Here is a 25,128-nt window from a genome sequence, read left to right as displayed (position 1 = left end):
CCAATAGAAGCACTACTAGTCACAGTAGAAAATAAACCTATATTTTTTGATATTTGTGCAACCGCTTACAGATGGCGGTTCATGAAGGAGGTGATTTTCGGCAATATTCACTGAGAATCAATCCAGCAGAGTCTATTGGTGCTTTGATATATTTCTAAATCTTTGGGGAGGGAAATGAATTGAAAAAACAAAAACTGTTTTTGATCACGACATTGTTTGTAATTGGGCTGTTGCTCTCGGCATGCGGTGGTGGCGCAGAGGGTAGCGGTGGTTCTGGAGGAAAGACAACACTAACAATCTATTCAGTTGCCGGCGGTGACGAATATTATAATGATATCGTGATTCCGATGTTCGAAGAGGAGTATGGCGACAAATACAACGTTGAATATGGGCGGGGTACCCCGCAAGAGGTAATTAACAAGATAAAAACGCAAGGGGATAACGGAACGATCGATGTGGTCATCACGGGTTTAGATGGATTGCCGTTGGGAATCAGGGACGGCTTATGGGAGCAATTGCTGCCGGACTACAGTGAAGAGGTCCATGCTGACCAATGGAACGAAATTGGAAGCGCTTATAAAGAAAAGTTCGATGGGTATGGTGCCCCTGTTACGACTGGATCAGGAGGGCCGATTCTTGCTTACAACAAAGACAAAGTAGATAACCCGCCAACCAGCTATGCAGAACTGAAAGATTGGATTGCCGAAAACCCAGGTAAGTTTACGTATCCAGCTGTACCTTCAAGCGGTCCTGCACGAGGCTTTTTCTTCGGCTTGGCTCAATCATTGGGAGAAGACTTTAATGATCCTGAGTCCCTCGATAAAACGTGGACGTACTTAGAGGATATAGGCAAAACGATTGATAATTACCCAACCAAGACGTCAGACAGCTTCGATATGCTTTATGAGGGAGGAGTGGACATCATCCCTCATACACCATTCTGGTTCGCCAACCTGAAGGCTACCGGCACGGTTCCACCTAATATTGGCACAGTTACGTTGGAAGACACGAAGCAAATTATTGACTCTCATTTCTATGTCATGCTGAAAGATTTACCGGAAGAGCGGAAACAAGCTGCTCTGGATTTCCTAGAGTTTGCCACGTCGAAAGAGATACAATCCCAAGGTTATGCGGTTGGCTTCATACCGGCAAATGGCGAAGCCTCTCCGGAGTATTTGGAGTCTGAGTACGTAGATACTTACGACAAGTACCTCGAGGGTGTCATGCCGGAATTCAAGGACGGCGATACCATTTACGTACCAGAGGATAACTGGGTACTCTTCCCGAATTTGGAGGCAACGAATGAAAGCTACAATTTGTGGGAGCAAAAAATCCAAGCCGATTAAACGTAGTATAAAGCAAAATAATTCCCCGCCTGTTCACTAAGGCGGGGAAATAAAGGAGTGAAGATGGTGGCACAAGCACTACAGAGCAAAAACGTCACAGCAGAATCCACAAAAGTTGAAATCAACCATTTGACGAAGCAGTTCGGTTCTACGACTGCTGTTCAAGATGCCAGTCTGACGATTGAAAGCGGAGAGTTTATGACATTGCTTGGTCCGAGTGGTTGTGGAAAAACAACGATTCTATCCATGATTTTGGGAATATTGCAGCCAACTTCCGGAGACATCATTTTTAACGGTCAACCGATCAATCAAATCGATATGAGCCGCCGTGATATCGGCATGGTTTTCCAAAATTATGCGTTGTTTCCTCATATGACCGTTGCACAAAATATCGCTTTTGGCTTGGATATGAGAAAAATTAAAAAGGCGGATAAGAAAAAAAGAGTAAATGAAGCGATCGAGATGGTTCAATTAAACGGTCTTGGAGACCGGTTTATCAAGGATTTGAGTGGCGGACAGCAGCAGAGAGTAGCCTTGGCCCGTGCCATTGTGATTCGTCCGCGTGTGCTGTTACTCGATGAGCCATTAAGTAACCTGGATGCGAAATTGCGCAAAGAGATGAGGACCCAATTGAAAAAGCTGCACAATGAATTGGGAATCACTACGATATATGTCACGCATGATCAGGAAGAAGCCTTGTCGCTCTCGACCAAAGTGACTGTTATGTCCAATGGGGTCATCCAACAAATCGGAACACCAAAAGACATTTTCGGAAGGCCGAAAAATTATTTTGTGGCGAATTTTATCGGATATGGTAACTTTCTTGAAGGAACGCTTGTGGATGAACAAGACGGTCACTTTATATTTGAAGCCGATAAGGATGCTGTCCGACTGACTGTCAAAAAGGATGAAAAGCACCAGGTTGGCGATGATGTCATCCTGACAATTAAGCCGGAGATGATTGATATCATTACGGATTCAAAGATTGGAATGAATACACTTCAAGGACACATAACAGTCAGTGACTATATTGGCAGCGCTACAGGATATGAGGTAGAAACGGAGGGCGGCCGGACGTTCAAAATCAACGTGCTAGGCTTGAACCCTTATGCCTTAGGTGAAGAAGTCAGACTTTATTTGGATCCGGACAAACTATTAATCATCGACAAGGAGTGAAGGACATGAATCAAGAGGTTTTTACAAAGAAAAGAGATTATCTTCTCCTTCTTCCATCATTGCTTCCTCTTTTATTGTTATTTGTGTATCCACTGGTGAGGGGATTCATCATGACTTTTCAAGAACCTGGAGCGACAGCGTTGACCATAAGCAACTATGTCGAGTTCTTCACCAACGCAAAATACTACGACACGATTTGGCGAACGTTATACTTAGTTGTCCCGGCAGCAATCATTGAGCTGTTTATCGCCTTTGGCATCACTTATTTTATCAGAGGCAAAATGAGAGGTGGCGGATTGATCGCCGGGTTAACGATATTTCCCTTGACCCTTGGCTCGATCATTATTGACATGGCTGTCATCGCCTTTTTCAAACCGACCGGATGGTTCAATACCACCATGATGAACATGGGGTTGTTAGACGAACCTTTTACACTGGTTTACAACTATTGGGGAGCCTTTATTGCCCTGATCATTCTCGGTGTAGCTTTTATTGCCTCTAATCTCGTCGGCATGATGGATTCAATCGATCCTAATTTGGAAAAGGCGGCAAGAACGCTAGGAGCCAGTCATTGGGTCACGTTTAAACGGGTATTTTGGCCATTGATCCGCTCAAACGTATTAACGGTTTTTGCCCTGAATCTTATTATGCAAATCGGGGTTTACTCCACCGCAGTCATTGTCGGTAATCCTGCTTCCGAAACCCGGACGTTTGTGGTAGTGGCGTTTGAAGAGGCAATGCGGAATTTTAATTACAATATGGCAAATACTGTAGCGATCGTCATGGGGATTACTCAGTTATTGGTACTAGGAATTGTTTTCGCCATCAGAAAACGAGGATTCGTCGGTTCTGCAAGTACATTTAAGTAACGAAAGAGGTGATGGAGAATGAGAGCGGAAAAACCGATTATCGAGGAGGAAGCACCAACTCCCGTTATAAATGAAAAAAACCGGCAGCCTTTGAAGAACAGTAAAAAAGGGAAATTCCTGCAAGGTGGCTATAAAACGACGTCCTGGGTGTTAATTCTTATCTTTCTCACCGTCGTTCTCGGCATGACACTGGCCGTCATTTTAAGCGCTTTTGGGGAAGAGTGGTACGGAACCATTTTGCCTGAAGGTTATACAATGGAATGGTTTGTCAATGCCTGGCAGGCATACGAAGTTGGGGAGTATTTTAAAATCACCATGGAAATCGTCCTTACAGCTACTGTTATTTCTTTGGTATTAAGTTTACCGACGGTATATATTTTAGCGAGAAGGGATTTTCCATTCAAACAGGCGCTTCTCGGCTTCTTCCAAATGCCGTTTACGTTGCCGGATCTCCTTTATGCCATACCGGTAGCATCCATTTTCTATTCAATCGGTTTAGCGGAAACAATGACTGGTTTAATCATTGTTAATTTGATTGTGGGGATACCTTTTTCGGTGTTCATCCTGCTTCCATATGTAGAATCGCTCGATCCGAGGCTGGAATATGCAGCCCAGTCTTTAGGAGCATCCAAGTTCAAACTGTTTCAACGGGTGATCATCCCACAAATCATCCCCGGGATAACAGCATCGGCTATCAACATTTTTATCCGGATGTTTAATACCTTTACCATTATCCTGTTAATTTCAGGTCCGAAAACACAAACATTGAACGTAATGGTCTTCAGCGTGTTACAAGGATCCGGGTCACAGCCGCCGGCCATGCTTAATTCGTTGGCCTTGACGTTGATGATTCCGCTGCTATTCTTTTCCTTTCTTAGCTTGTGGGTTTCTTCTTTTACCCAGAAGCGGTTGGGAAAATAAAAGCAATCTCTTGAGCACAAACTCCGAATGATTTGGTTCATATATTATGAAGAACAGGAAAGTTTGATAATATCACAGTCTCCCGTCTTACTTTGGTTAGACGGGTTTATTTATGGAACATGATTAGGCCCGCCATTTACCGTGGAATTGGTTTAAGAGCGGTGGGTAATCAATTTCGGGCACAAGAAGATCAAAACTTTTGGAAAGAAGATCAAATTCCGGTCAAAGAAGATCATATGCCCAATCTGAGCACCCCCCACTGGAAGACTAAAACCAGGGCCTGTCCCTCGACAGGCCCCTTACAAGAAGATGCTTAGTGCTTTGGCTCGAATGTTTGGCAGTCTGTTTCTTCTTGGTCTGACGCTTCCTTGCCAGTATGACTGACAACATAGATCGCATCTGCTGCACACTTATTGCCGTGCGCCCAATACTTACAGTTTTTCACTTCGCATAACACATCTTGAGCCATCCCTTACACCTCCTGTACGCTTATCATTCCAATAATCATTGTTAACATGCATTTTCGATTTAACCGGAAGGGACAGTCCCCCAACACTCTACCATGACGCAGCGCCACCAAGCTGAGGGACTGTCCCTTTACCCTGTCCCTCCAACCCACGAAAAAAATTTAAAAAAGTGGTTTAACTATCCAAACAGCGGGTATATAACCAGTAATTCCAACTCTATCCCTAGAGATCTGTCCCTGTAGTACAACTGAGTTTGCAGCAGCCCGCAATTGGGTTTAAATAAAAAAGACAGACCGAGAATGCCCTCTCGATCTGTCCTGTATTCTTCAAAACTTTATAGTGCCTTATAAGCTGCCGTAGCCTGCAAAGTGACCTTTCCAATAGGAGTTGCTTAGGCTTGTAAGCTGTACACCGCTTGAGCTGGCGTGTATGAATTGGTTATTTCCTGCATAAATACCCATGTGAGAAATACCAGATTTATAGGTATTTTTGAAGAAAACTAAGTCTCCTGGTTGTGGGCTGCTGATCTTGGTTGATTGATTGTAGTATCCAGCGGCATTGGTACGGGAAACATTTTGACCAGCTTTATTGAATACATAATAGATAAAACCGCTGCAGTCAAATCCGCTCGGACTCGTTCCACCCCATGCATATGGAGTGCCGACGTGCTTCTTCGCTTCATTAACGAGAGCAGAACCGTTGCTTACCGTAGACGATTTTACTTGTGTATTCGGCGAAGAACTGGAGGTTCCGTTAATTTTTAAGGTTTGTCCCACAAAAATCAAATCAGAAGAAAGACTGTTCCATTTCTTCAGGCTGTTGACAGAAACACCGTATCGGACACCGATATGTGATAACGTATCTCCAGCTTTCACTTTATATGTAGTAGACGAACTAGAATTAGCTGTATTGTTGGAAGATGTAGTAGTAGATTTATTAGAGTCCGTTTCAATTACTTGGCCAGGATAAATGATATGGCCGGAAATGCTGTTGATAGATTGTAAGTTGGAAACGGATGTGCCATATTTCTGCGAAATTCCCCAAAGGGTATCTCCAGATTTCACTGTGTACGAGGCGGCTTCAACGTTTGTTGTAAAAGCAGATGCGATAGCGACAGTTGCTGCGAAAGACATTAGGGTCTTTTTAGTCTTCATTCCTTCACTCCTCAGATGTTTTATGACTTTTCCAATATAGCATGAATTTGCCAGTCTAATAGCTTTGTAATAGTTTTGTAATGTAACTTACAAAGTGCTGTCATAATAGGTCGAACTATATTCCCATGGCCTGAAATTTCAAGGGTATTTGTTGTTCAATAATGTTTTTTTACAGTTTTCATGCTTTTCTCCACGAATTTGAACCAATAAAAAATTAGACCAATACTTAATCAATTCTCAAGAACATATCCCTCCAAAAGACAGGAGATAATATGCATATTCTAAAGCCTTATTGCATTGTTTGTAAGGCAAACCATTTTTAGTATCTTTGGGGGGATAACGAAGTGAAAAAGTTTTTGCTAGGTTTCATGGCAAGTATTGTTTTCCTATTCGCTTCAGGGTTAGAAGTATCAGCTGAATTTCAGGGGAAGCAGGTGTCGGTCGATGTTATGTCTTATAACATTTACCATGGAGTAGGACTTGACGGGGAGTTGAATTTGGAACGTACCGCAGATGTCATAAAGGAAGCTGATGCAGAAATAGTAGGAATTCAGGAAGTGGACCGCTATTACGGTGACCGCAGTGAGTTCAAAGATGTGGCAAAAGAATTGGCTGATTTACTAGGGTATCATTATGTATTTGCAGCAAATCTAGACTTGGAACCGGCTAATGGACGCTCGGAGAATAGACAGTATGGAACAGCCATTCTTAGTGAGTATCCAATTATCGACTCGGAGAATATCTTCCTTAGCAGTTTTGACCATGAGCAGCGCGGTTTACTTCGGACCAAAATAAATGTTCGTGGTATCCATTTGAATGTCTACAATACCCATTTAGGATTGGACGTGGTTAGCAGACTAGCCCAAGTAGGTGAGATAATCGAAGTTGCTTTACATCATCCGGGGACTTCCTTCTTGTTGGGCGATCTTAATGCTGAGCCTGATAGTGAAGAATATCAGCTATTAGTTGACCAAACAGATTTTGTAGATGCATTTGCGAATGTAGATAATGCAAACACGTTTCCAGTGCTAAATCCTATCAAGAGAATCGATTATATATTCGCTACTCCAGATATTGAAGTCGATAATCAGCGAGTAATCCAGACGGAGGCATCCGATCATTTGCCTGTAGCTGTCGAGGCTGTTATTAGCAGGTGAAGCAATAAAATGTTTTAAAAACAATCCAACAATGCCCCAACCGAGAACCTCGATTGGGGCATCCTTATTAATCAATAAAATCGCTTAAATCCATCAAAATGCTGTTTCCAATATGGGTTATCCAAGCTGGTAACTTTAACTCCACTTGATTCAGCAGAAATAAAACTGTTATTCCCTACATAAATGCCGATGTGAGAAATGCCGGACCGATATGTACCTTCAAAAAACACCAAGTCACCTAGCTGTGGTTTGTTGACATAGTAAGAGCGGTTATAGTAGCCATCGGTAGAGTACCGGGCGATGCTTTTACCGGCTTTATTATAGAGGTAATGGATAAATCCGCTACAATCAAAACCGCTTGGTGAAGAGCCTCCCCAAACATAACCGGTCCCTATGAAACTCTTTGCTTCATCAATTAATTTGGTAACGTTGTAATCAACAGTCTCGGACTCAACCTTCGTATCGGGTGCTTCCTTTTTTGTTGCCTCGCTGCTACCGCCGCTTACCTTCAATTTTTGGCCGACATAGATAAGATCAGAGGACAAGGCATTCCAACTTTTCAAATCCTTGACGGAGACTCCGAATTTACTGGCAATCTTTCCGAGGTAGTCACCGGAAACCACTTTGTATATTGAAGCTTTAGAAGAACTGGTAGATTCCTGCTTCTTATCTGAATTACTTGATTCTACGCTGTTTGTAGTCGATGAATTTGATTCGGAATTAGAATTGGAAGAAGGCTTTGAAACAACAAAAACATCACCAGGATAAATCAAGGTAGTAGACAGGTTGTTCCAATTCATCAGCTCGGACAACGATATATTATGCTGAGCGGCAATCTTGCTGAGTGAATCTCCTGCTTTTACAGTGTATGTAGATGCTGACTTTGCGCTTTCTTTACTTTCTTTAGTTTTTGTCGACTTTTCTTCCTTGCTTTGGGTAGTGCTGCCGTCAATTTTTAGCACCTGATTGGGAAAAATGATATTATTATTCAACTTGTTTAACGACTTTAGTGAGGAGACAGATGTGTTGTACTTTTGCGCGACCGACCAAAGAGAGTCGCCTTTTTGAACTTTGTGTGTTGCTGCTTCAACTGTCATTCCGTAAGAAGAAGCAATTACTGCCGTGGCAGTTATGGATAATAACGTCTTTTTCATTCCAACTTTCCCCCTTATTCTCCGTTCTTTTACAAGATCTATTAAACAAGTATAGCATATGTGACGGAAGGTTCTGCGTTTTGTAATCCAATTGTAATATTGTAAACAAAAAGTAGTGTCAGAAAGTTTATATTTACATAAAAAGTAAAAGGAAAACCTATTAAATTCACCATATATCTGTTATAATCTAGCAAGATTGGCGTTTTTCATCGAACATTGTCAAAAAGAATTCGAAGTTTCATATAGTGGGGAAAGTTATGTCAAAAAAAATTCTAATTATATCGCAACATTTTTATCCTGAAATCGGAAGTGCGGGGAACAGGATGAAGAACATTTACTCGATGTTGCAAAACAGTGACCTAGCTGTAAACATTCTAACGACAGATCCAACATACCCCGTCAGGAATCTGTATTCTGATAAATCATTCTGGGATGATGAAGAGTTAAACGTAGATACGGAAAATATCCACAGAGTAAGTGTGAGAAACAAAAAGTATTCTCGGAGTATCATGAATAGATTGTATTATTATATCGAAATTACATTAAAAATGATTTGGTTTATTCTCCGCTCCAAGAAAAATTATGACATGGTTTTTGCAACCTCTCCCCCTATTTTTATAGGTATAGTAGGCCTGATAGCGAAAATACGTTTTAGGTCAAAGTTCATTTTGGATATACGTGATTTATGGCCGGAATCATTAAAGGGAGTAAATGTATTCAATTTTCCACCTATAATTTATCTTTTTAAACAAGTTGAGGGGATGTTATATAAATCATCCGATAAAATTCTCATAAATAGTAAAGGGTTTTATAATTATATTGAATCTATTTCCCCTAACTTTAAGCGAAAAATAGTATATATACCGAACTCTGCGAAATCAGAAGAAGTATTTCCGGTGAACTTATCATCGGGAAGGGACTTTAAAGTGATTTATGCGGGGAATATTGGACTAGCCCAGAATGATAAACTGTTGATTGATCTTGCTAAGGAACTTAATAAGAAACATATCAAAATGACGATAATAGGATATGGTCTTAAACGAAAAGGGTTGTTAGAGGATATTAAAAAAGAAGGGCTGACGAATGTCCATGTTGTTCCACCCCTTACAAGGAATGAATGTTTCAAGTTGATATCCCAACATCAAGTGGGAATTGTTACCCTAGTTAATAGTGATGTGTTTAAAACGGTACTGCCTGGTAAAATCGTTGATTATATGACTTGCGGAGTTCCAATTGTGGCTTCAGTATCTGGTTTTTCAAAGGAAATTATCAACAGAGAGAAAGTTGGCTATGTATCAGAGACTAATGTTACAGGAATGATTGATTTTATAGATTATTTATATAGAAACCCTGAGAAAAGATACGAACAGGGTATGAATGGTCAAAGATATGTAAGAGAGCATTTCCTTTGGGAAGATAATATTAATATATTGATAGATACGATTAACGAAGTATTCAATGAAAAATCACTAAGTAAGGTTGGGCGCTATGAATAAAAAAGTTTGTATGTTTGTATGGAATCATTTTACCAACGATGCCAGAGTTTTAAGAGAATGTACCGCTTTGTCTGAAAACGGGTATAAAGTAGACTTGATTTGCATTCATGATCCGAAAGATAAGGATTTGCCTACTTATGAAGAGCGGAATGCTAACTTTTCTGTTTATCGCGTAAGAAGGTATCCCATCCTATTAGAATTCATGCAAAAGATTTATCGGAAATGTTTTCAAAACAAACTGTTCGGCTTAGTGTTATTTCTTGTATGGCTATTTTTTATGTATTTGATTCCTTTCATTACCGGAATTATCACAGTGGTAGGACTCTTATTGTTGAAAACTAAACTAAAAGTATTGTGGGTAAGAGGGGGCATATTGTTAAGAATGATAGCAAAAGGATATGGAAAGGATTATTCCATCTATCATTCAAACGATTTAAACACATTACCTCAAGGATATATTTGTGCAAAACTTCGTATTAGGAAAAAAAGGCTTATTTATGATTCTCATGAAGTACAAACAAGTAGAACTGGTTACGACAAGAAGTATTTTGGAAATCTAGAGAAATTCTATATAAAACGAATTGACGATATGATCGTTGAGAATCATACAAGGGCAAAATACAATCAGGATTTGTATGGGTTTTATCCAAACGTAGTACACAATTACCCTTTTGCACAGAAAGATAAACATATAAAGAAAGCACCATTGCATTCTTTATTGCAACTGCCTCCAGATGAAAAGATACTTTTATATCAGGGTGGCATTCAGGCCGGAAGAGGACTTGAAAAATTAATTCAAGCGGTCCCTCACTTTATTGAAGGAACGCTTGTACTGATAGGTGACGGCAGGATAAAACCTTCATTAGAGGTATTGGTTGAAGAAATGGGCTTGCAAGAAAAAGTGAAGTTTTTGCCTAAAGTCCCTCTGACGGATTTGCCCAGCTACACGAAAAACGCTTATATTGGTTTTCAAGTGCTAAATAATACCAACTTCAATCATTATTCTGCTTCCTCCAATAAATTATTTGAGTACATGATGGCAGGGGTGCCGGTTGTGGCTTGTAGTTTTCCCGAGATAAAAAAGGTAGTCGAAGGGGAAGGCGTAGGTATTTGTGTAGATTCTCATGATTATTTATCAATCGCAGCAGGTGTAAATGAATTATTAGAGAATGACACGCTACACAAAGAGATGGCGGAGAACACCAAAACTGCAAAAGGTAAATATAATTGGAACTTGGAACAAATGAATTTTTTAACTGTTTATAGGAATGATTATAGAAATATAAAAAAAGATCGGCATGGATCATAGGGGTGGATTTTATGAAAAAACCGATTGACAGAGTAGCAGAAGCCTACTTTGGAGAAATGGGTGAAGCATTTCAGGGGAAAGTCAAAGATCGGGTTCATTGGGTATGTGAAAATTCATTTGGAGAATTGATTCTGGATGTAGGGTGTTCACAAGGAATTACACCTATTCTATTAGGTAGAGAAGGTAAGAGAGTTAAAGGCATTGATTTACTGGAAGAATCTATTTCTTACGCTAAAAGATTATTAAGTGGTGAATCTAAAATCACTCAGGAATATGTGGAATTTGAAACGGCAAATTTTATTAATTATGATTTCGGTGATGAAAAATATGACACAATCATTTTTGGGGAGATTCTAGAGCATATCACGGACCCAAAAAGATTCCTCACGCAAGCAGATAAATTGTTGAATGAGGAAGGGCAGGTAATCGTAACGGTACCATTTGGTATCAATAACTACTTTGATCATAAAAAAACATATTATTTACAGGATTTATTGGATTTTCAGACTGAAAACCTTTCAATCACTGAAGTGAAATTCTTTGGAAGATGGATCGGAGCTATATTTAAAAAAAGTTCTGCCAAAGAGCAATTAGTGATTACTACTGAACTTTTGAAAAGGTTGGAAGATAACTTTCATACTCTTGAATCGGAGTACTTGAAGCAAAAAGAAAATCTTGTTTTAAAAAACAAAAAAAACTTAAAAACTCTAGAAGAAAATAAAAATAATCTTAAAATTCAAGAGGAAAATCAAGAAACAAAAAATGCTCTTTTAACAGATTTACAAAAGCAAATAGCTAATCTACAGGAGACAGAAAAAAAGCTGTCTGAAGAAAATAACTTATTAAAAAGTAAAAGTAAGTCGTTAGAAAATAGTTATAAGAAAAAATTAGAAAAGAAACAACAACAGTTTCTAAATGAAAAAGAAAGAAAAGTAAAGTCTGACAAAGAATTATTAGAATCATATAAAAAGGAAGAAACTTTGCTTAAGAGTTACTCTAGGTTATTGAAACGTTATGAAGCCTTAAAAGATTCAAAGTTGGGCAAAGTGACATTGAAGTATTGGAAACTGAGGAGAAACCTGGCACGGAGGTCGTAATCGTGGATCAACAATCAATAGAAAAACGTCTAAAAACGATTAATAAACTAAAGTTGAAATTGGAAGAAACCATTGCCAAGGATCTAGAGGTGTTAAATAGTAGTGAAAAAAACACCTCCTCTTTAGTGAGTAAACCGGTTGATAACAGTTCTGGAAAGAAAATGTCTGATGAAGAAAAACGTAAGTATCTTAAATTCAGAGATGAAAATGCAGATGAAAACTTTTTGGGAAGAATTCAACCTATGTTAGATGAAATTCCGGTGAGTAATGGAAGCCGATATTACAATAAAATGAATGTAACTATCGGTATTGTGGCTGATGAGTTTTTATTTAATTCTTTTCAGGGAGTTGCAAACTTTATATATATTACACCTGATAATTATAAGGATTATGCAGACCAACTGGATGTTTTTCTTTTGGTTACTACCTGGAAAGGACTTAACATGGAATGGAAAGGATTAGGTAACCCTAATATAAGAAAGCACCGTAAAAAAGTTTTTGACATCTTGAAGTTTTACAAGGATAAAGGGATAAAGACTGTTTTTTATTCGAAGGAAGACCCGGTTAACTATGACATCTTTATAGAATTAGCACAAAAGTGTGAATATGTTTTTACAACAGCAGAAGAAGTAGTGGACCGTTATAAGAAAGACTGTGGCAATGAAAATGTAAGTACTCTTACATTTGGGGTTAATCCTTCCTATCATAACCCTGTTGGATTTAAAAAATTTAAACAAAACGAAGTATTGTTTTCAGGGTCATGGTATGTAAAGTATCCCCATAGAATTATTGACACAGAAAGAATTTTTGATGGTGTCATTGAAAATGGCACTGATTTGAAGATAGTTGACCGCAACTATCAATTAAAACTGGATAGACACTTTTTCCCTAAAAAATATGTAAAATATGTTTCGCCAGCTGTAGACCATAACACATTGCAAAAGCTGCATAAACTTTATGACTGGGCTATAAATCTCAATTCAGTAAAAGAGAGTAAAACCATGTTTGCCAATCGTATTTATGAGCTTCAAGCGTTGGGGAATATTCTGCTATCTAACTATAGTGTAGGAGTTAATGACAAGTTTCCAAACATTTTTTTAATCCATTCAAAAGATGAAGTAAAGGATATCCTTAATTCTTTTTCTGAGGAGGAGATTTACAGACATCAAATTACTGGTATTAGAAGGGTGATGTCTTGGGAAACTACATTCCATCGAATTCAGGAAGTTCTGGAGAAAACCAACACTCCTGTTGAAAGAGTGCAAAAGACAGTAGGTATTGTTGTTAAGCATATTTCTGATAGGTTAAATAAGATGATTGAAAGACAAACCTATCCCTATTTAGAGGTTGTGTTAGAAAAGGAATTTGATGAAAGCAAAAAGTCATCTCTCGATATGATAACTTTTTTTGATGAAGAGTATGAATATGGAGAGTTTTATATAGAAGATATGGTTAATGCTTTTAAATATACGGATTGTGATTATATTACTAAAGATGCCTATTATAGAGGGAATCAACTAATACCAGGTGTAGAACACGACTATGTCTCGGTAATGAAGGATAAGGCTAGAACTCTTTTTTGGAGTAAGGATTTCACTGCAAAAGAACTGCTAGATCTTCACGCTCCGGTTGATTATCAAAACGGATATAGCATTGACCGGTTTGAATTTAACAATCAAACGATAAGAAAAGTAAATGAAGAAAAGGACTACAAATTATCCGTAATTGTACCTGTTTATAATAATGGTGACTATCTATTAAATAAGTGCTTTAATAGTTTGAAAAGAAGTAGTATGTTTAATGATATGGAGCTTATAATGGTTGATGATGGCTCTACTGATAATTATACTCCTAAGGTTATTGAAAGTTTATCCAGACGTTATCCAAATATAAAAACTTATTACTTTGAAGAGGGTGGTAGTGGAAGTGCATCCCGTCCAAGAAATAAAGGTGCTCAATTAGCAACCGCGCCTTATCTAACTTACCTCGATCCAGATAATGAGGCAATCAATGATGGATATAGGAAATTATATGAAGAGTTGAACGCCTTTGATAGTGATATGGTGATTGGTAATATGCTTAAAATGACGGATTCAGCAGCAAACTTTAACTATTACAAAACGATGGTAAGTTTTCATGGTTCAGAGGAAATTGAAAAAAAGGATGTAAAAGATTATTTAGTAAAAACGTCATTTAAAGCAATGAGCATTCAGGCGCTTATCGTAAAAAGGAAAGTTGTTAGGGAAAATAATCTAAAAATGGTCGAAAGCGCAATTGGGCAAGATACATTGTTTTTCTATGAGCTTTTGACACATTCAAATAAAACAAGGGTAGTTGACCTAGATATACACATTTATTATGCAGATGTTGGTGGATCCGTTACAAATGTGATTTCAAAGCAGTTCTTTTCCAGATACCTTCTACTTGAAGAAGAAAGGTTTCAGTTTTTTGAAAGAAATGGCTTAGTTAAAGAATATGTGGAAAAAAGGTTTGCTACGTATTTCAAAAATTGGTATCTAAAACGTTTGTCTAAGGTGCGTAAAGAGGATATCGAGGACTCTGTGAAATTGTTGTACCAAATATATCAGTTATATCGGCCGTATATAGAAATACAAGATGAAGATTTGGCACTTTTCGAAAGGCTATATGATAATAAGGAATATGAAAGAATGGCTTTAGATTTCAAGACTTCGGATAATTAAACGGGAGGAATATTAAAATGAAAATTAATACTATAGGTTTAGGATATATTGGATTGCCCACTTCGATTATGTTTGCTAAGCATGATGTAGAAGTTGTGGGTGTGGATGTAAAACCAGACGTGATTGAGTCATTAAATGGTGGGAAAATTCATATAGAGGAACCGGGACTGCAGGAGGCTCTAGAAGAGGTAGTTGCTAAGGGAACATTTAAAGCTTCGTTAAGCCCCGAAAGAGCAGATGCATTTATTATTTCGGTACCTACTCCAAACAATGACGATGAACACAAATCTATGGATCCGAGCTTTGTTTTGGGTGCTGTAAAGGCAGTAATACCTGTTTTACGTGAAGGGAACGTTATTATAGTGGAGTCGACAATAGCGCCTCGTACTATGGACGATTACGTAAAACCACTAATAGAAGAAGCGGGTTACACAATTGGCAAAGATGTATTTTTAGTGCATTGTCCAGAGCGTGTACTGCCAGGCCAAATCATGCATGAACTTATTTATAATAACAGAATCGTCGGCGGCATTACTCCAGAATGTACAGAAGCAGGAGCATTGGTTTATGGCACTTTTGTAAAGGGTGAAATCATCAAAACTAACGCAAAAACCGCCGAAATGTCTAAGCTTATGGAAAACACGTTCAGAGACGTGAATATCGCTTTGGCTAACGAGCTTACAAAAGTTTGTAACGAATTAGATATTAATGCATTGGATGTAATTGATATGGCAAATAAACATCCTAGGGTAAATATGCATACTCCTGGTCCCGGGGTGGGAGGCCATTGTTTAGCTGTTGATCCATATTTTATTGTTTCTAAGGCACCTGAGACAGCTCAACTGATTAACTTATCGAGAAGCATAAATACATCCATGCCTGATTATGTAGTTGACCATATTGATGACTTGATGGGACAAGTAGAAGGAAAAACCGTTACCGTCTTTGGTTTGGCATATAAAGGAAATGTAGATGATATTCGGGAAAGCCCAGCAATGGAAATCTTCCATAAACTAAAAGCAACAAACAATTATGAAGTAAGAGCCTATGATCCACATGTTAAAGAAGAGTGGGTTGAACAAGATTTGACTCAATCTATTCATAATTCTGATTTAATCGTAATTTTAACAGATCATAATGAGTTTAAAAATCTGGATTGGGATAAGTTTAGTTCTATGAGCAATGCAAGAGTATTTGATACCAAGAATATCATTTCTAATGCACCTGAAGGCGTACAGTATATTAACTACGGAAATCTTTATCAATTTGTGAAACAAGAGCGAAAAGTGAACATCCCTTATGAGCTCAGTCTTTAATATTTTAAAGCAACAGATACTCCATTTCCCTTTAATAACAAGGCTTGCTTTTTATGAAACAAAGAGCAAGTATCAAATGCATTATTTAGGGATCCTATGGCAATTCCTAAATCCACTTTTGCAAGTGTCTGTGTATTGGTTTGTTTTTGGAGTGGGAATAAGGAATGGCGATCCTGTTGATGGGACCCCATTTTTCATATGGCTGCTGACGGGACTTGTACCTTGGTTTTTCATAAGTCCCACTATTGTTCAAGGTTCTAATAGTATTTACAGTAAAATAAATCTTGTTTCCAAAATGAAATTTCCGGTAAGCGTGTTACCTTCAATAACGATTGCTAGCAATATATTTGGTTTTTTAATAACAATTGTGATTTTAAGTGTAGTTATGGTGATTTATGATATAAAAGTCAGTATCTATGCATTGCAATTACCTTATTATCTTTTATGTTTGTTTTTTTTGTTGTACTCGATAACTATTTTCACTTCTACCATCTCAGCCTTGATAAGGGATTTTCAGTTACTGATTCAAACTTCAATGCGCATGCTATTTTTTATGACGCCTATATTATGGAGTGTGAATGAATTTCCAGAACGCTATCAAGCTTTGATTCAGTTGAACCCATTTGCTTATATTGTAAATGGGTTTAGAGAGTCATTGTTGAGTGAGACCTGGTTTTTTGAAGATTGGAGATATGCGTTTTATTTTTGGTCCTTTCTAATATTAATTCTTTTTGTGGGTACACTCCTGCATGAAAATTACAAAAATAAGTTTGTTGATTACTTGTAAGTAGGGGGTGCTTACATTGACCAGACCAGTTGTGGAATTCCAGAATGTATCGAAAGTATATAATTTATTTAAGAAAAAATCAGATTTATTATTCGATATATTTTCAATCAATAAGTCGAAAAAAACCTTTTCTGCCCTTAGAAATATTTCCTTTGAAGTTTATAAGGGTGAAACCATTGGTATTATAGGAATAAATGGATCAGGTAAGTCTACACTGTCCAGTATCCTTGCAGAAGTTATCCCAGCTACAACTGGAAGAATTTCTATTGATGGAGAGCCTTCACTTGTTGCTATTTCCGCCGGTTTAAACAATTTTATTACTGGTAGGGAAAATATAACCTTAAAGTGTTTAATGTATGGACTGAATAGAAAAGAAATTGATGAGATTATGCCCGATATCATTGAATTTGCAGATATCGGAGACTTTATTGATCAGCCAATTAAAAATTATTCAAGTGGAATGAAGTCAAGACTAGGTTTTGCTATTTCTGTTCATATACAGCCTGATATACTAGTGATTGATGAAGCCTTGTCAGTTGGAGACTCTACTTTTTATCAAAAGTGTTTGGATAAATTTGAGGAATTCAAAAAAGAAGGAAAAACCATTTTTTTTATTAGTCACTCCCTTTCTCAAGTAAAGTCTATTTCAGATAGGATTATGTGGCTTAACTTTGGGCAATTAGAAGAATTCGGTGAAGCTGACGTGGTCGCAGATAAATTTCAAAAATTTATCAATTGGTTTAACAAATTAAGCAAAGATCAAAAACAACAATATAGAAAAGAAAAATTACGATCACAAATCCTTATTGAAAAAAAACGAGATTTTGTTTTAGAGAACAAAAGATCTTCCAGAAAGAAGAGCAAGGGTGCATCTAAAACAACGCTCTTCCAATTAGGCTTGTTAGTAGCGATATTTTTCTTAAGTATGCTCTTACAAGTATTCGGAAATCCTTTCCAAGCTATACAAGATAATAGTGAGCAAAGTGAAGCTACAGAATTGTCAAAGGAAACAGAACTAGATGTGAATTCGCAAGCGAATATCACGCCTTTTAATACCACGGGTTGGATAACTGTAGCTAATGCTATGCTTTTTACCAACGTTAATTTAGATAAGAAAGTTCACGATGTTCCTTTTGGAAGTGAAATTTCAATTCTTGGAGAAGTGGAAGAAAATTCTCTCTATCTAGCCAAAGTTGATGGAAAAGAAGGTTTTTTGAAAGCCGATGATTTAACTATAGCTTCTGAAGAAGATCTGAATACTAGTTTAGATATAGATGATTTTTCAACTGCTTTACCAGAGAGATTCGTAAATTCACAAGAATTTTTTCTGTCTTTTTTAGGCGCTACAACAACAGATTTAGAAAATTCGACAACTGGAATAACAGATATATCTGTGGATTCAGATGGCAGGAAAACGATTGAATTTAAATATGATCAAGTGACATATTTTACTGATTCTCAAGGGATGGTAAACAGCATCCAAATAAACATAGACTCTACAGCACCCGTGTTTAATAAATTGGACATCGAAGCAAAAATCAAATCAAAAGATGGGAACTTGTATCACTTCACTATGATGGACAAGTTTAGTGCGGATATAGACTTTACTAAGGATGTAATTACGCTTAAAAACATCTAAACCACAAATACTGCCTTCACAGAAAATCAAAAGCACGTAATCAATCCTTTAATATTTTTAGGATTTTACGTGCTTTTTTTAAAGAGCTTAGGGCAATTATTGAGAAATACTGTTACTTTTGGGAAGCAAATATTTATACGTCAACCCAAAAAATACAAGAACAATAAAGTACTAAAGCATAGGGAGTCGATAAGATGACAAATTATGATAACCAACTATACGCACGAGGATTTTTGTTTACGACTAGCCCCAAAAATGAGTTGCTACGGCAAGACTGGAAGTATATTCAAAAAGTAGGAATGAATATTTATTTTCATCCATTAACTCAGTATGGAATTGCTGAAGAAGAAGGTGATTGGCTTTTCTTAATAGGACAGTGTATAGATGTAATTAATAAAACAGTGGATTTGAAACAAATAAGCAAAACTTTATATGAGTATTACAATGACTCTGAAGAGAAATTTTATAATTACTTAGAGAGATTATCAGGAAGGTTTGCAATTGTTTTAAATATAAAAGGAAAAATTAAAATTTATAATGATGCAACGGGAATGCAGAGTGTTTTTTATCATAGCAAGAAGGTTGCGTTAGGTTCACATGCCCTACTTGTGGCAGAAGCAACTAAATCTTCTGAGAGTTCAATTATCGACACAGAATGGTTAAAAGATAAGAAAACATATCATTTACCAGGGGATTTTACTCCGTACGAAGACATTTTCTTTTTATTACCAAATCATACGAGAGAAATGAATTCAGCTGTCACTAGTAGATATTTCCCCAGAGAAGATTTAACTCAGAAGAATATAGATGAAGTTATAGCCATAGTCGAAAAGGAGGCTAATGAGCAATTAAACTTAATTTCGGATAAATATAATATTCTTATGTCGTTGACCGCAGGATTGGATAGTAGGTCTACCTTAGCTCTTTTGAAGAATCATTTGGATAAGGTGAAATTTTTCACTTATTACTATATGCATAGTGAGAACAGCGATTTCGCTGGAAGTAAGTCTCTATTGATGGACGAGAAAATGGTAAAAGAAATGGTGGATAATCTGAACTTAAATCATCAAATGCTACCTATTGATTATGCAAGGACGAAGGATGATGATTATCTGAAGCTAAGAAACATTTTAAGTAAGAACACTTTTTTAAATCATAATTCATTATTAGCTAAATTATACTTTGAGAACTTCCCGCCGCAAGAAAATATATTACATCTGAGGTCGAATATACAAGAGATTACAAGAATGTTTTATCGGAAAATGCATAGATTTAACGATGATATAGCTTCGTTTGGACAAATAGCTAAATCTTGGAGTCCTAATCTCTGGGAAGATCCTTCGACACAAGAGCCACTCAAGAAGTGGTTAGATCAGTACACACCTAACGTAGGTTTTGGTTATGATCCTTTTGATATTTTATATTGGGAAAGTCGAATGGGTACATGGCATTCTCAGCTTCTAATCCAAAGCGACTTAGCATTTAACACTCATATTTTAATCAATTCCCATTTCATCTTAAAGAATATGTTAGCAGTTTCAACAAGTGAAAGAAGGAATAACCTTCATCTGACTAAATTGATTGAAAAAAGGTGGCCAGTACTATCGTTTTGGAAAGTAAACGAAGATAAAAATTTATTACAGATTGTAGAGGAACAACAAAAAATAATAAATGCAGTTAACTCTGGGATTAAAGTTGCTGAGATTACCTACAGTGGAGGAAATATAAATGGGGATGTGAAAATACCGGTTAAAAATTATGTGGAAAAAGGAAAAGAAGTTTTCTATATTTCAAAAAATGCTCCAGAAAAAGGAGATTATGCTCAGGCTGTAATTGAAATTAACAAAAACAATAATGAGAATATGATCTGTTTAGAGGTATGTAGTCCTTATTATAAACCCAAAAATTCAGGGAGAATGGTCTATCAAATATATTTAAATGACAATGAATTGCTCCTTGAAGAAGATGTTGCATTATGGGGTCAAACAAACCAAATTTGTATGTCTCTTCCAGTAGACCAAGATAGTGCAAAGATAATGGTAAGGGTGATGGCAATAAAGGACTGCGAGAAGTGGAATTGGGGAAAAGCCGGAAGAATTCAAATAGAGAAAGTTTCGTTATTTGAGAATCACAATTTAACAGAATATCTATATTTTTCAAGTCCTTTTTCTAACACAAAAAATAACAGATAGGCATTTGTTGAATTCATATAAGAAAGGATCTTCTTATGAAAAAATGGTGTTTATTTTATTGCAATATTTTGCTTTTGTCTTTTGTTCTAATATTTATACCTTTTAATATCGATGTGGCAGCACAAACATCCGAAGAAAATGAAACATACAACTTATACTGCACAAATGAAAAAATTGAATTAAATGACTCCGTATCAATGAATAAAGATGTTTGTCTGTATGGTAAAGAAAATAATGACCAGCTATTAATTCAGTTTCATAATGATTACAGAGAAATCCCTTTAGATAAGTTAACAAAAAAATCTACCGAAAAGTCTTCTTTAAATCTTCAGCAAGAATCTCATTTGCTGATAATTAATAGCGGGACAAGCATTTATTTAGATAAGGAATGCAGGACTTTATCTGGTATATTTTTAAAGGAAACAGAGTACCCAGTGTATGAGGACAATGAAGGTGGACTCATCATTTACATAGGAGATGTGCCATTTTACTTGGCCAACGATGAGGATGTTACTTTCCCTAAAGCACAAGAAAATGAGGAAGTCACGAATGAAAAAGAGACGACAGACTCGTCGTCTGATGAAACTTCTATCGTGGAAACGGAACAGGGCTCTTCCAAGGGAACGACTGAAGAGCTTTCTGAAGAACCAGTAGTCCAGGAGAAGACTGATCCGGAAGAAACGGCGATCGATGAGGACGCAGGAATGGAGTCTTCAGAAAAGGAAAGTGTCTCGGAAACAGAACCGGATACAAGTACTGATAAATCTTCGGAAGAACTTAATCAGGAAGAGACTTCTTCCACGGTCGCTTCGACCTCGACAAAGGAAGAGGAAAAGGAAAAGCAGCTGGAGACCCAGTCATTTACGAAGATGATGGTTCAAAGCGTGGATTCTTGGGAAAACTCGGATGCCGATTACTTCAAGGTGACGACCAGTACCACTGTTTACGACAATCGAGGTGACGGAGCCTTAAGGCCGATGGGACAATTACTGGAAGGCCAGGTCTATCCTCGTGTCAGTGATTACGGAAACTGGCACCGGATTAATTTCGGTGGTATATATGGATATGTAAGAAAGTCGGATACGGTTCCGGATGATGGTAGTTCCTTACGGAATGAAAATAGTAAATACACCAATCAATCTCGAACCTTTGAGACATTGAAAGAGGTTTCCGTATACGACAATTCATCGGGGAGCCTGACTCCTTTCGGCCAAATCTCTAAAGGAGAACACTATGCCTTGGCAGGGGATTACGGCAACTGGTGGAGAATCCTGTTTTCTGATCGGGTAGGTTATGTGAGGAAAGCAGAAGTGAAGGCGGAAACGAAGCCGACCGATAACTATTTCCGTGTTTATACGGCTAACATTCCCGTTTATGATAACCGTAGCGGTTCTCTCAAAAAAGTCGGGGAATTGAAGAAGGGTGAGTCTTACCCAATTGAAAAAGATTACGGCAACTGGTGGAGAGTTCAGTTCGGTGATTTTTATGGTTATGTCCGCAAATCGGATACAGGTTACGCCACAAAAACAGAGATTCCGAATCTGAATGATGAATATACCAATATAGCGCATAAATTGGAGACAGAACAACAAGTAGAGGTATATGATAACACTTCAGGGAGCCTGATTCCTTTCGGAAAAATAGATAAAGGTCAGCTATTCCCCATCGCAACGGATTATGGGAATTGGTGGCGAATCCTTTATTTGGATCGGATAGGCTATGTCCGGAAAAATAATGTAAGCCTCCGATACGCCAGCTATGACGATTACTTTAAAGCCGAAGAGGATTTGCCAATATACGATAATAGAGGCAGCGGTTCTCTCAAAAAAGTAGGCGAAGTAGAAAAAGGTAAAGTATACAGCAGAGTGAGTGACTACGGAAACTGGCACCGTATTCAGTTCGGAGATTACTATGGATATGTAGAAAAGTTCGCTACATCGCCGGACAGTGGTACATCGGTTAAGAATAAAAATGAGAGTTACTCTAATCAAGACCGAAGGTTTGAAACCCTGAACGATGTCACCATTTATGACAATTCGACAGGCAGCTTACAAGCAGTCGGAAAGATTGAAAAAGGAGAAATGTACCCGATTGCCACCGATTATGGCAACTGGTGGCGAGTTCTCTATTCCGACCAAGTGGGCTATGTACGTAAAAATAGCGTAAAAGCCGAATCCAAAAGCGGTGATAATTATTTCCAAGTCTATCAGGATAATTTGCCCGTTTATGATAATAGTAAAGGATATCTAACGAAAATCGGACAATTGGAGAAGGGACAAGCGTATCCTATTAGTGGTGACTATGGAAATTGGTTCAAAGTTAAATTTGGTGATAAGTATGCTTATATCCGGAAAAGGGATGTAGGCTATTCTACCGGAAAAGAAATTAGAAACTTGAACAAAAATTATACAAATTCTGATAAGAGTTTTTTGGTTTTAAAAAACACTCGGGTCTATGATAATACTTCAGGAGAATTAATTCCTATCGGGGAGCTGGAAAGAGGTACTGTTTATCCAATAGCTACTGATTATGGTAATTGGTGGCGCATTATCTATTTGGATAGGGTAGGGTATGTCAATAAGTCTCAGTTGAAGGATTACGAAAATAGAACTTATGATGAAATTGTTCAAGAGTATAGAAACAAAGATACTTCTAGTTCTGTAAGTCGAATAAAATCTTTCTTCGTATCACCAAGCAGTAATTATTTAATCGTCGCAGATAATATTCTTAGTGATTTATACAAAATTTCTAGTTATGGAACTTTTGATTTTTCCACAGGAATTCCATGGGGAGAAACTCCTGTCAAAGGTAAAGAAATGTCTCGATCTTATTATCGGGCACTCCACGGTCAATTCTATCTCAATGATTTAATTGAAGCTTATAAAAAAACTGGCAATGAGGAGTACATTCAAAAAGGATATGAGATTATTAAAGATTGGATAGATAATAATCCATACGGAAATCCTGCTCATGATTTGTCCTGGCATGATGAGGGAACTGCCAAAAGATTGATAACATGGCTGAATTACTTTGATTCTGCTAAATCTACATTGAATAAAGAACAGCTGAAGTTCCTATTCTCTCACATGATAGAACATGCAGACATTTTACTAACTGATGACTTTCATACAACCAATACAAACCACGGTATGTTCCAGGATGAGGCATTAATAGCGTTTGGAGACTATTTTGATAGTTTTTCAAAGAGTTCATTATATTCCCTTATAGGAAAGAAACGGCTACAAGATTACTTCGATTTTATTGTTTCGCGAGAAGGCGTCCATTTGGAACATTCACCAGGGTACCATCAAATTGTAGCGAATTCTGTGAAAGGATATAAAGATTTTTTCCATGCTAATGGAGATGACACCCAATATCATTATTATAAAAATCTATATGATAAGATGGCAGATTACTATGCATGGATAATCAAGCCTGATGGAACATTGCCTTTGATTGGGGATACGTTTAGTGAAGTAGAACCTTCTACCACTCTGTGGCAGGATAATGAGTATTATCAGTACTCTTTGACTCAAGGCAAAGATGGAATAATGCCAAATAATACTAGTGTGGTATTTGAAGATGCAGGATATGCGATATTTAGAGATGAATGGAACAAAGGTATAGATGCAACATATATTCATTTTACCGCAGCTTATCATACGGATTACCACAAACACTCGGATGATTTAAGTGTATGGATTTATGCAAAAGGACATGACCTTATAACAGAAGCGGGACCAAATGGATATGATTATGACTTACCTTTTACAGAATTTGGTTACTCGTCATATGCTCATAACACACTGATCGTAAATGATTCCGGTCTTCCTAGAACGGATGGTAAGTATGACTCTACATACTTATCAGATTACTATATCGATGATAAATTAAGTAGTGTTACTGGAGTAAACAAACGTTATGAAGATGTCCAACATACAAGGAATTTGAAATATGAAAAAAATTCACAAAAAATAACTGTAAACGATACAATCACTTCTAACAAAGAAAACAACTATAAACTTATTTGGAATCTAGCAGAAGGTGTAGTGCCGCAAATTCAAGGAAATACAGTCAAACTGATGATTAACGGGGAAGAAATAGCATCTATGGAAGTCAATAGCGCAAGTAATTTGACTATTAAAGCCATAAAGGGTCAAACAGAGCCTAATATTACGGGATGGCATTTGGATAGGGGAGAAGATCCGGTCCCGACCCATACAATAATAATAGAAACACAAGAAATAAATACTGAAATTGAAACTGCTTTTTATCTATAGGAATACAAGGTGTGAGATAAAATATCTCACACCTATTTTATGGAAATATCTTTATTGTTTTTAAAT

General features: G+C 37.3%; 17 protein-coding genes. 14 read left to right on the top strand and 3 right to left on the bottom strand.

Features of this window, described 5'->3' with window-relative positions; translation table 11 throughout:
* Nucleotides 1–179: 179 nt before the first annotated feature.
* The 4 genes from ERJ70_RS16880 to ERJ70_RS16865 all read left to right on the top strand — a co-directional run bounded on the left by ERJ70_RS16880 (nucleotide 180) and on the right by ERJ70_RS16865 (nucleotide 4,312).
* A complete protein-coding gene (locus ERJ70_RS16880; RefSeq protein ID WP_209365925.1) occupies nucleotides 180–1,346 on the top strand; it encodes an ABC transporter substrate-binding protein in 1,167 nt (388 codons plus the stop codon).
* Nucleotides 1,347–1,412: 66 nt separating this feature from the next.
* On the top strand, nucleotides 1,413–2,522 hold the full coding sequence (locus tag ERJ70_RS16875) for an ABC transporter ATP-binding protein (protein WP_245208042.1): 1,110 nt from the start codon (nucleotides 1,413–1,415) through the stop codon (nucleotides 2,520–2,522).
* A gap of 110 nt (nucleotides 2,523–2,632) precedes the next feature.
* The gene (locus tag ERJ70_RS16870; protein WP_209365923.1) at nucleotides 2,633–3,391 is read left to right on the top strand and encodes an ABC transporter permease; all 759 of its coding nucleotides are present in this window, start codon (nucleotides 2,633–2,635) and stop codon (nucleotides 3,389–3,391) included.
* Nucleotides 3,392–3,409: 18 nt separating this feature from the next.
* Nucleotides 3,410–4,312 (top strand): ABC transporter permease, encoded by a 903-nt coding sequence (locus ERJ70_RS16865; protein ID WP_209365922.1) that lies wholly within the window; start codon nucleotides 3,410–3,412, stop codon nucleotides 4,310–4,312.
* A 313-nt stretch (nucleotides 4,313–4,625) separates the two neighbouring features.
* Here ERJ70_RS16865 and ERJ70_RS16860 read toward each other — a convergent pair whose 3' ends face one another.
* Both ERJ70_RS16860 and ERJ70_RS16855 read right to left on the bottom strand, forming a co-directional pair.
* Nucleotides 4,626–4,781: a DUF1540 domain-containing protein gene (locus ERJ70_RS16860; RefSeq protein WP_074599965.1), complete on the bottom strand. Its 156-nt coding sequence runs from the start codon at nucleotides 4,779–4,781 to the stop codon at nucleotides 4,626–4,628.
* A gap of 342 nt (nucleotides 4,782–5,123) precedes the next feature.
* Complete coding sequence (locus ERJ70_RS16855) at nucleotides 5,124–5,933, bottom strand: NlpC/P60 family protein (protein WP_209365921.1); 810 nt, start codon at nucleotides 5,931–5,933, stop codon at nucleotides 5,124–5,126.
* A gap of 344 nt (nucleotides 5,934–6,277) precedes the next feature.
* Here ERJ70_RS16855 and ERJ70_RS16850 point away from each other — a divergent pair, with 344 nt between their 5' ends.
* Nucleotides 6,278–7,090: an endonuclease/exonuclease/phosphatase family protein gene (locus tag ERJ70_RS16850; protein ID WP_209365920.1), complete on the top strand. Its 813-nt coding sequence runs from the start codon at nucleotides 6,278–6,280 to the stop codon at nucleotides 7,088–7,090.
* A gap of 71 nt (nucleotides 7,091–7,161) precedes the next feature.
* Here ERJ70_RS16850 and ERJ70_RS16845 read toward each other — a convergent pair whose 3' ends face one another.
* The gene (locus ERJ70_RS16845) at nucleotides 7,162–8,244 is read right to left on the bottom strand and encodes a C40 family peptidase (protein WP_209365919.1); all 1,083 of its coding nucleotides are present in this window, start codon (nucleotides 8,242–8,244) and stop codon (nucleotides 7,162–7,164) included.
* A gap of 257 nt (nucleotides 8,245–8,501) precedes the next feature.
* Between ERJ70_RS16845 and ERJ70_RS16840 the strand changes: the two genes are divergently transcribed.
* The 9 genes from ERJ70_RS16840 (at nucleotide 8,502) to ERJ70_RS16800 (ending at nucleotide 25,062) form a co-directional block, all read left to right on the top strand.
* Nucleotides 8,502–9,740 (top strand): glycosyltransferase family 4 protein, encoded by a 1,239-nt coding sequence (locus ERJ70_RS16840; RefSeq protein ID WP_209365918.1) that lies wholly within the window; start codon nucleotides 8,502–8,504, stop codon nucleotides 9,738–9,740.
* Nucleotides 9,733–11,049, top strand: a complete 1,317-nt coding sequence (locus tag ERJ70_RS16835; RefSeq protein WP_209365917.1) for a glycosyltransferase — start codon at nucleotides 9,733–9,735, stop codon at nucleotides 11,047–11,049. Before ERJ70_RS16840 ends, ERJ70_RS16835 begins: the two co-directional genes overlap by 8 nt.
* 11 nt (nucleotides 11,050–11,060) lie before the next feature.
* Entirely contained in the window at nucleotides 11,061–12,146 is a 1,086-nt protein-coding gene (locus tag ERJ70_RS16830) for a class I SAM-dependent methyltransferase (protein WP_209365916.1), read from the top strand.
* 2 nt (nucleotides 12,147–12,148) lie between these two features.
* On the top strand, nucleotides 12,149–14,848 hold the full coding sequence (locus ERJ70_RS16825; protein WP_209365915.1) for a glycosyltransferase: 2,700 nt from the start codon (nucleotides 12,149–12,151) through the stop codon (nucleotides 14,846–14,848).
* 17 nt (nucleotides 14,849–14,865) lie between these two features.
* Entirely contained in the window at nucleotides 14,866–16,164 is a 1,299-nt protein-coding gene (locus ERJ70_RS16820) for a nucleotide sugar dehydrogenase (protein WP_209365914.1), read from the top strand.
* Complete coding sequence (locus ERJ70_RS16815) at nucleotides 16,148–16,951, top strand: ABC transporter permease (protein WP_209365913.1); 804 nt, start codon at nucleotides 16,148–16,150, stop codon at nucleotides 16,949–16,951. The genes ERJ70_RS16820 and ERJ70_RS16815 overlap by 17 nt, the downstream gene beginning before the upstream one ends.
* Before the next feature lie 16 nt (nucleotides 16,952–16,967).
* Nucleotides 16,968–18,590, top strand: a complete 1,623-nt coding sequence (locus ERJ70_RS16810) for an ATP-binding cassette domain-containing protein (RefSeq protein WP_245208041.1) — start codon at nucleotides 16,968–16,970, stop codon at nucleotides 18,588–18,590.
* Nucleotides 18,591–18,784: 194 nt separating this feature from the next.
* Nucleotides 18,785–20,782: an asparagine synthetase B family protein gene (locus tag ERJ70_RS16805; protein WP_209365912.1), complete on the top strand. Its 1,998-nt coding sequence runs from the start codon at nucleotides 18,785–18,787 to the stop codon at nucleotides 20,780–20,782.
* Between the two features lie 35 nt (nucleotides 20,783–20,817).
* Nucleotides 20,818–25,062, top strand: a complete 4,245-nt coding sequence (locus tag ERJ70_RS16800; RefSeq protein ID WP_209365911.1) for a heparinase II/III domain-containing protein — start codon at nucleotides 20,818–20,820, stop codon at nucleotides 25,060–25,062.
* Nucleotides 25,063–25,128 lie beyond the last annotated feature (66 nt).

The sequence above is a fragment of the Sediminibacillus dalangtanensis genome (assembly GCF_017792025.1).
GTDB lineage: Bacteria > Bacillota > Bacilli > Bacillales > Amphibacillaceae > Sediminibacillus > Sediminibacillus dalangtanensis.
This window is presented reverse-complemented; position numbering and strand designations above follow the sequence as displayed.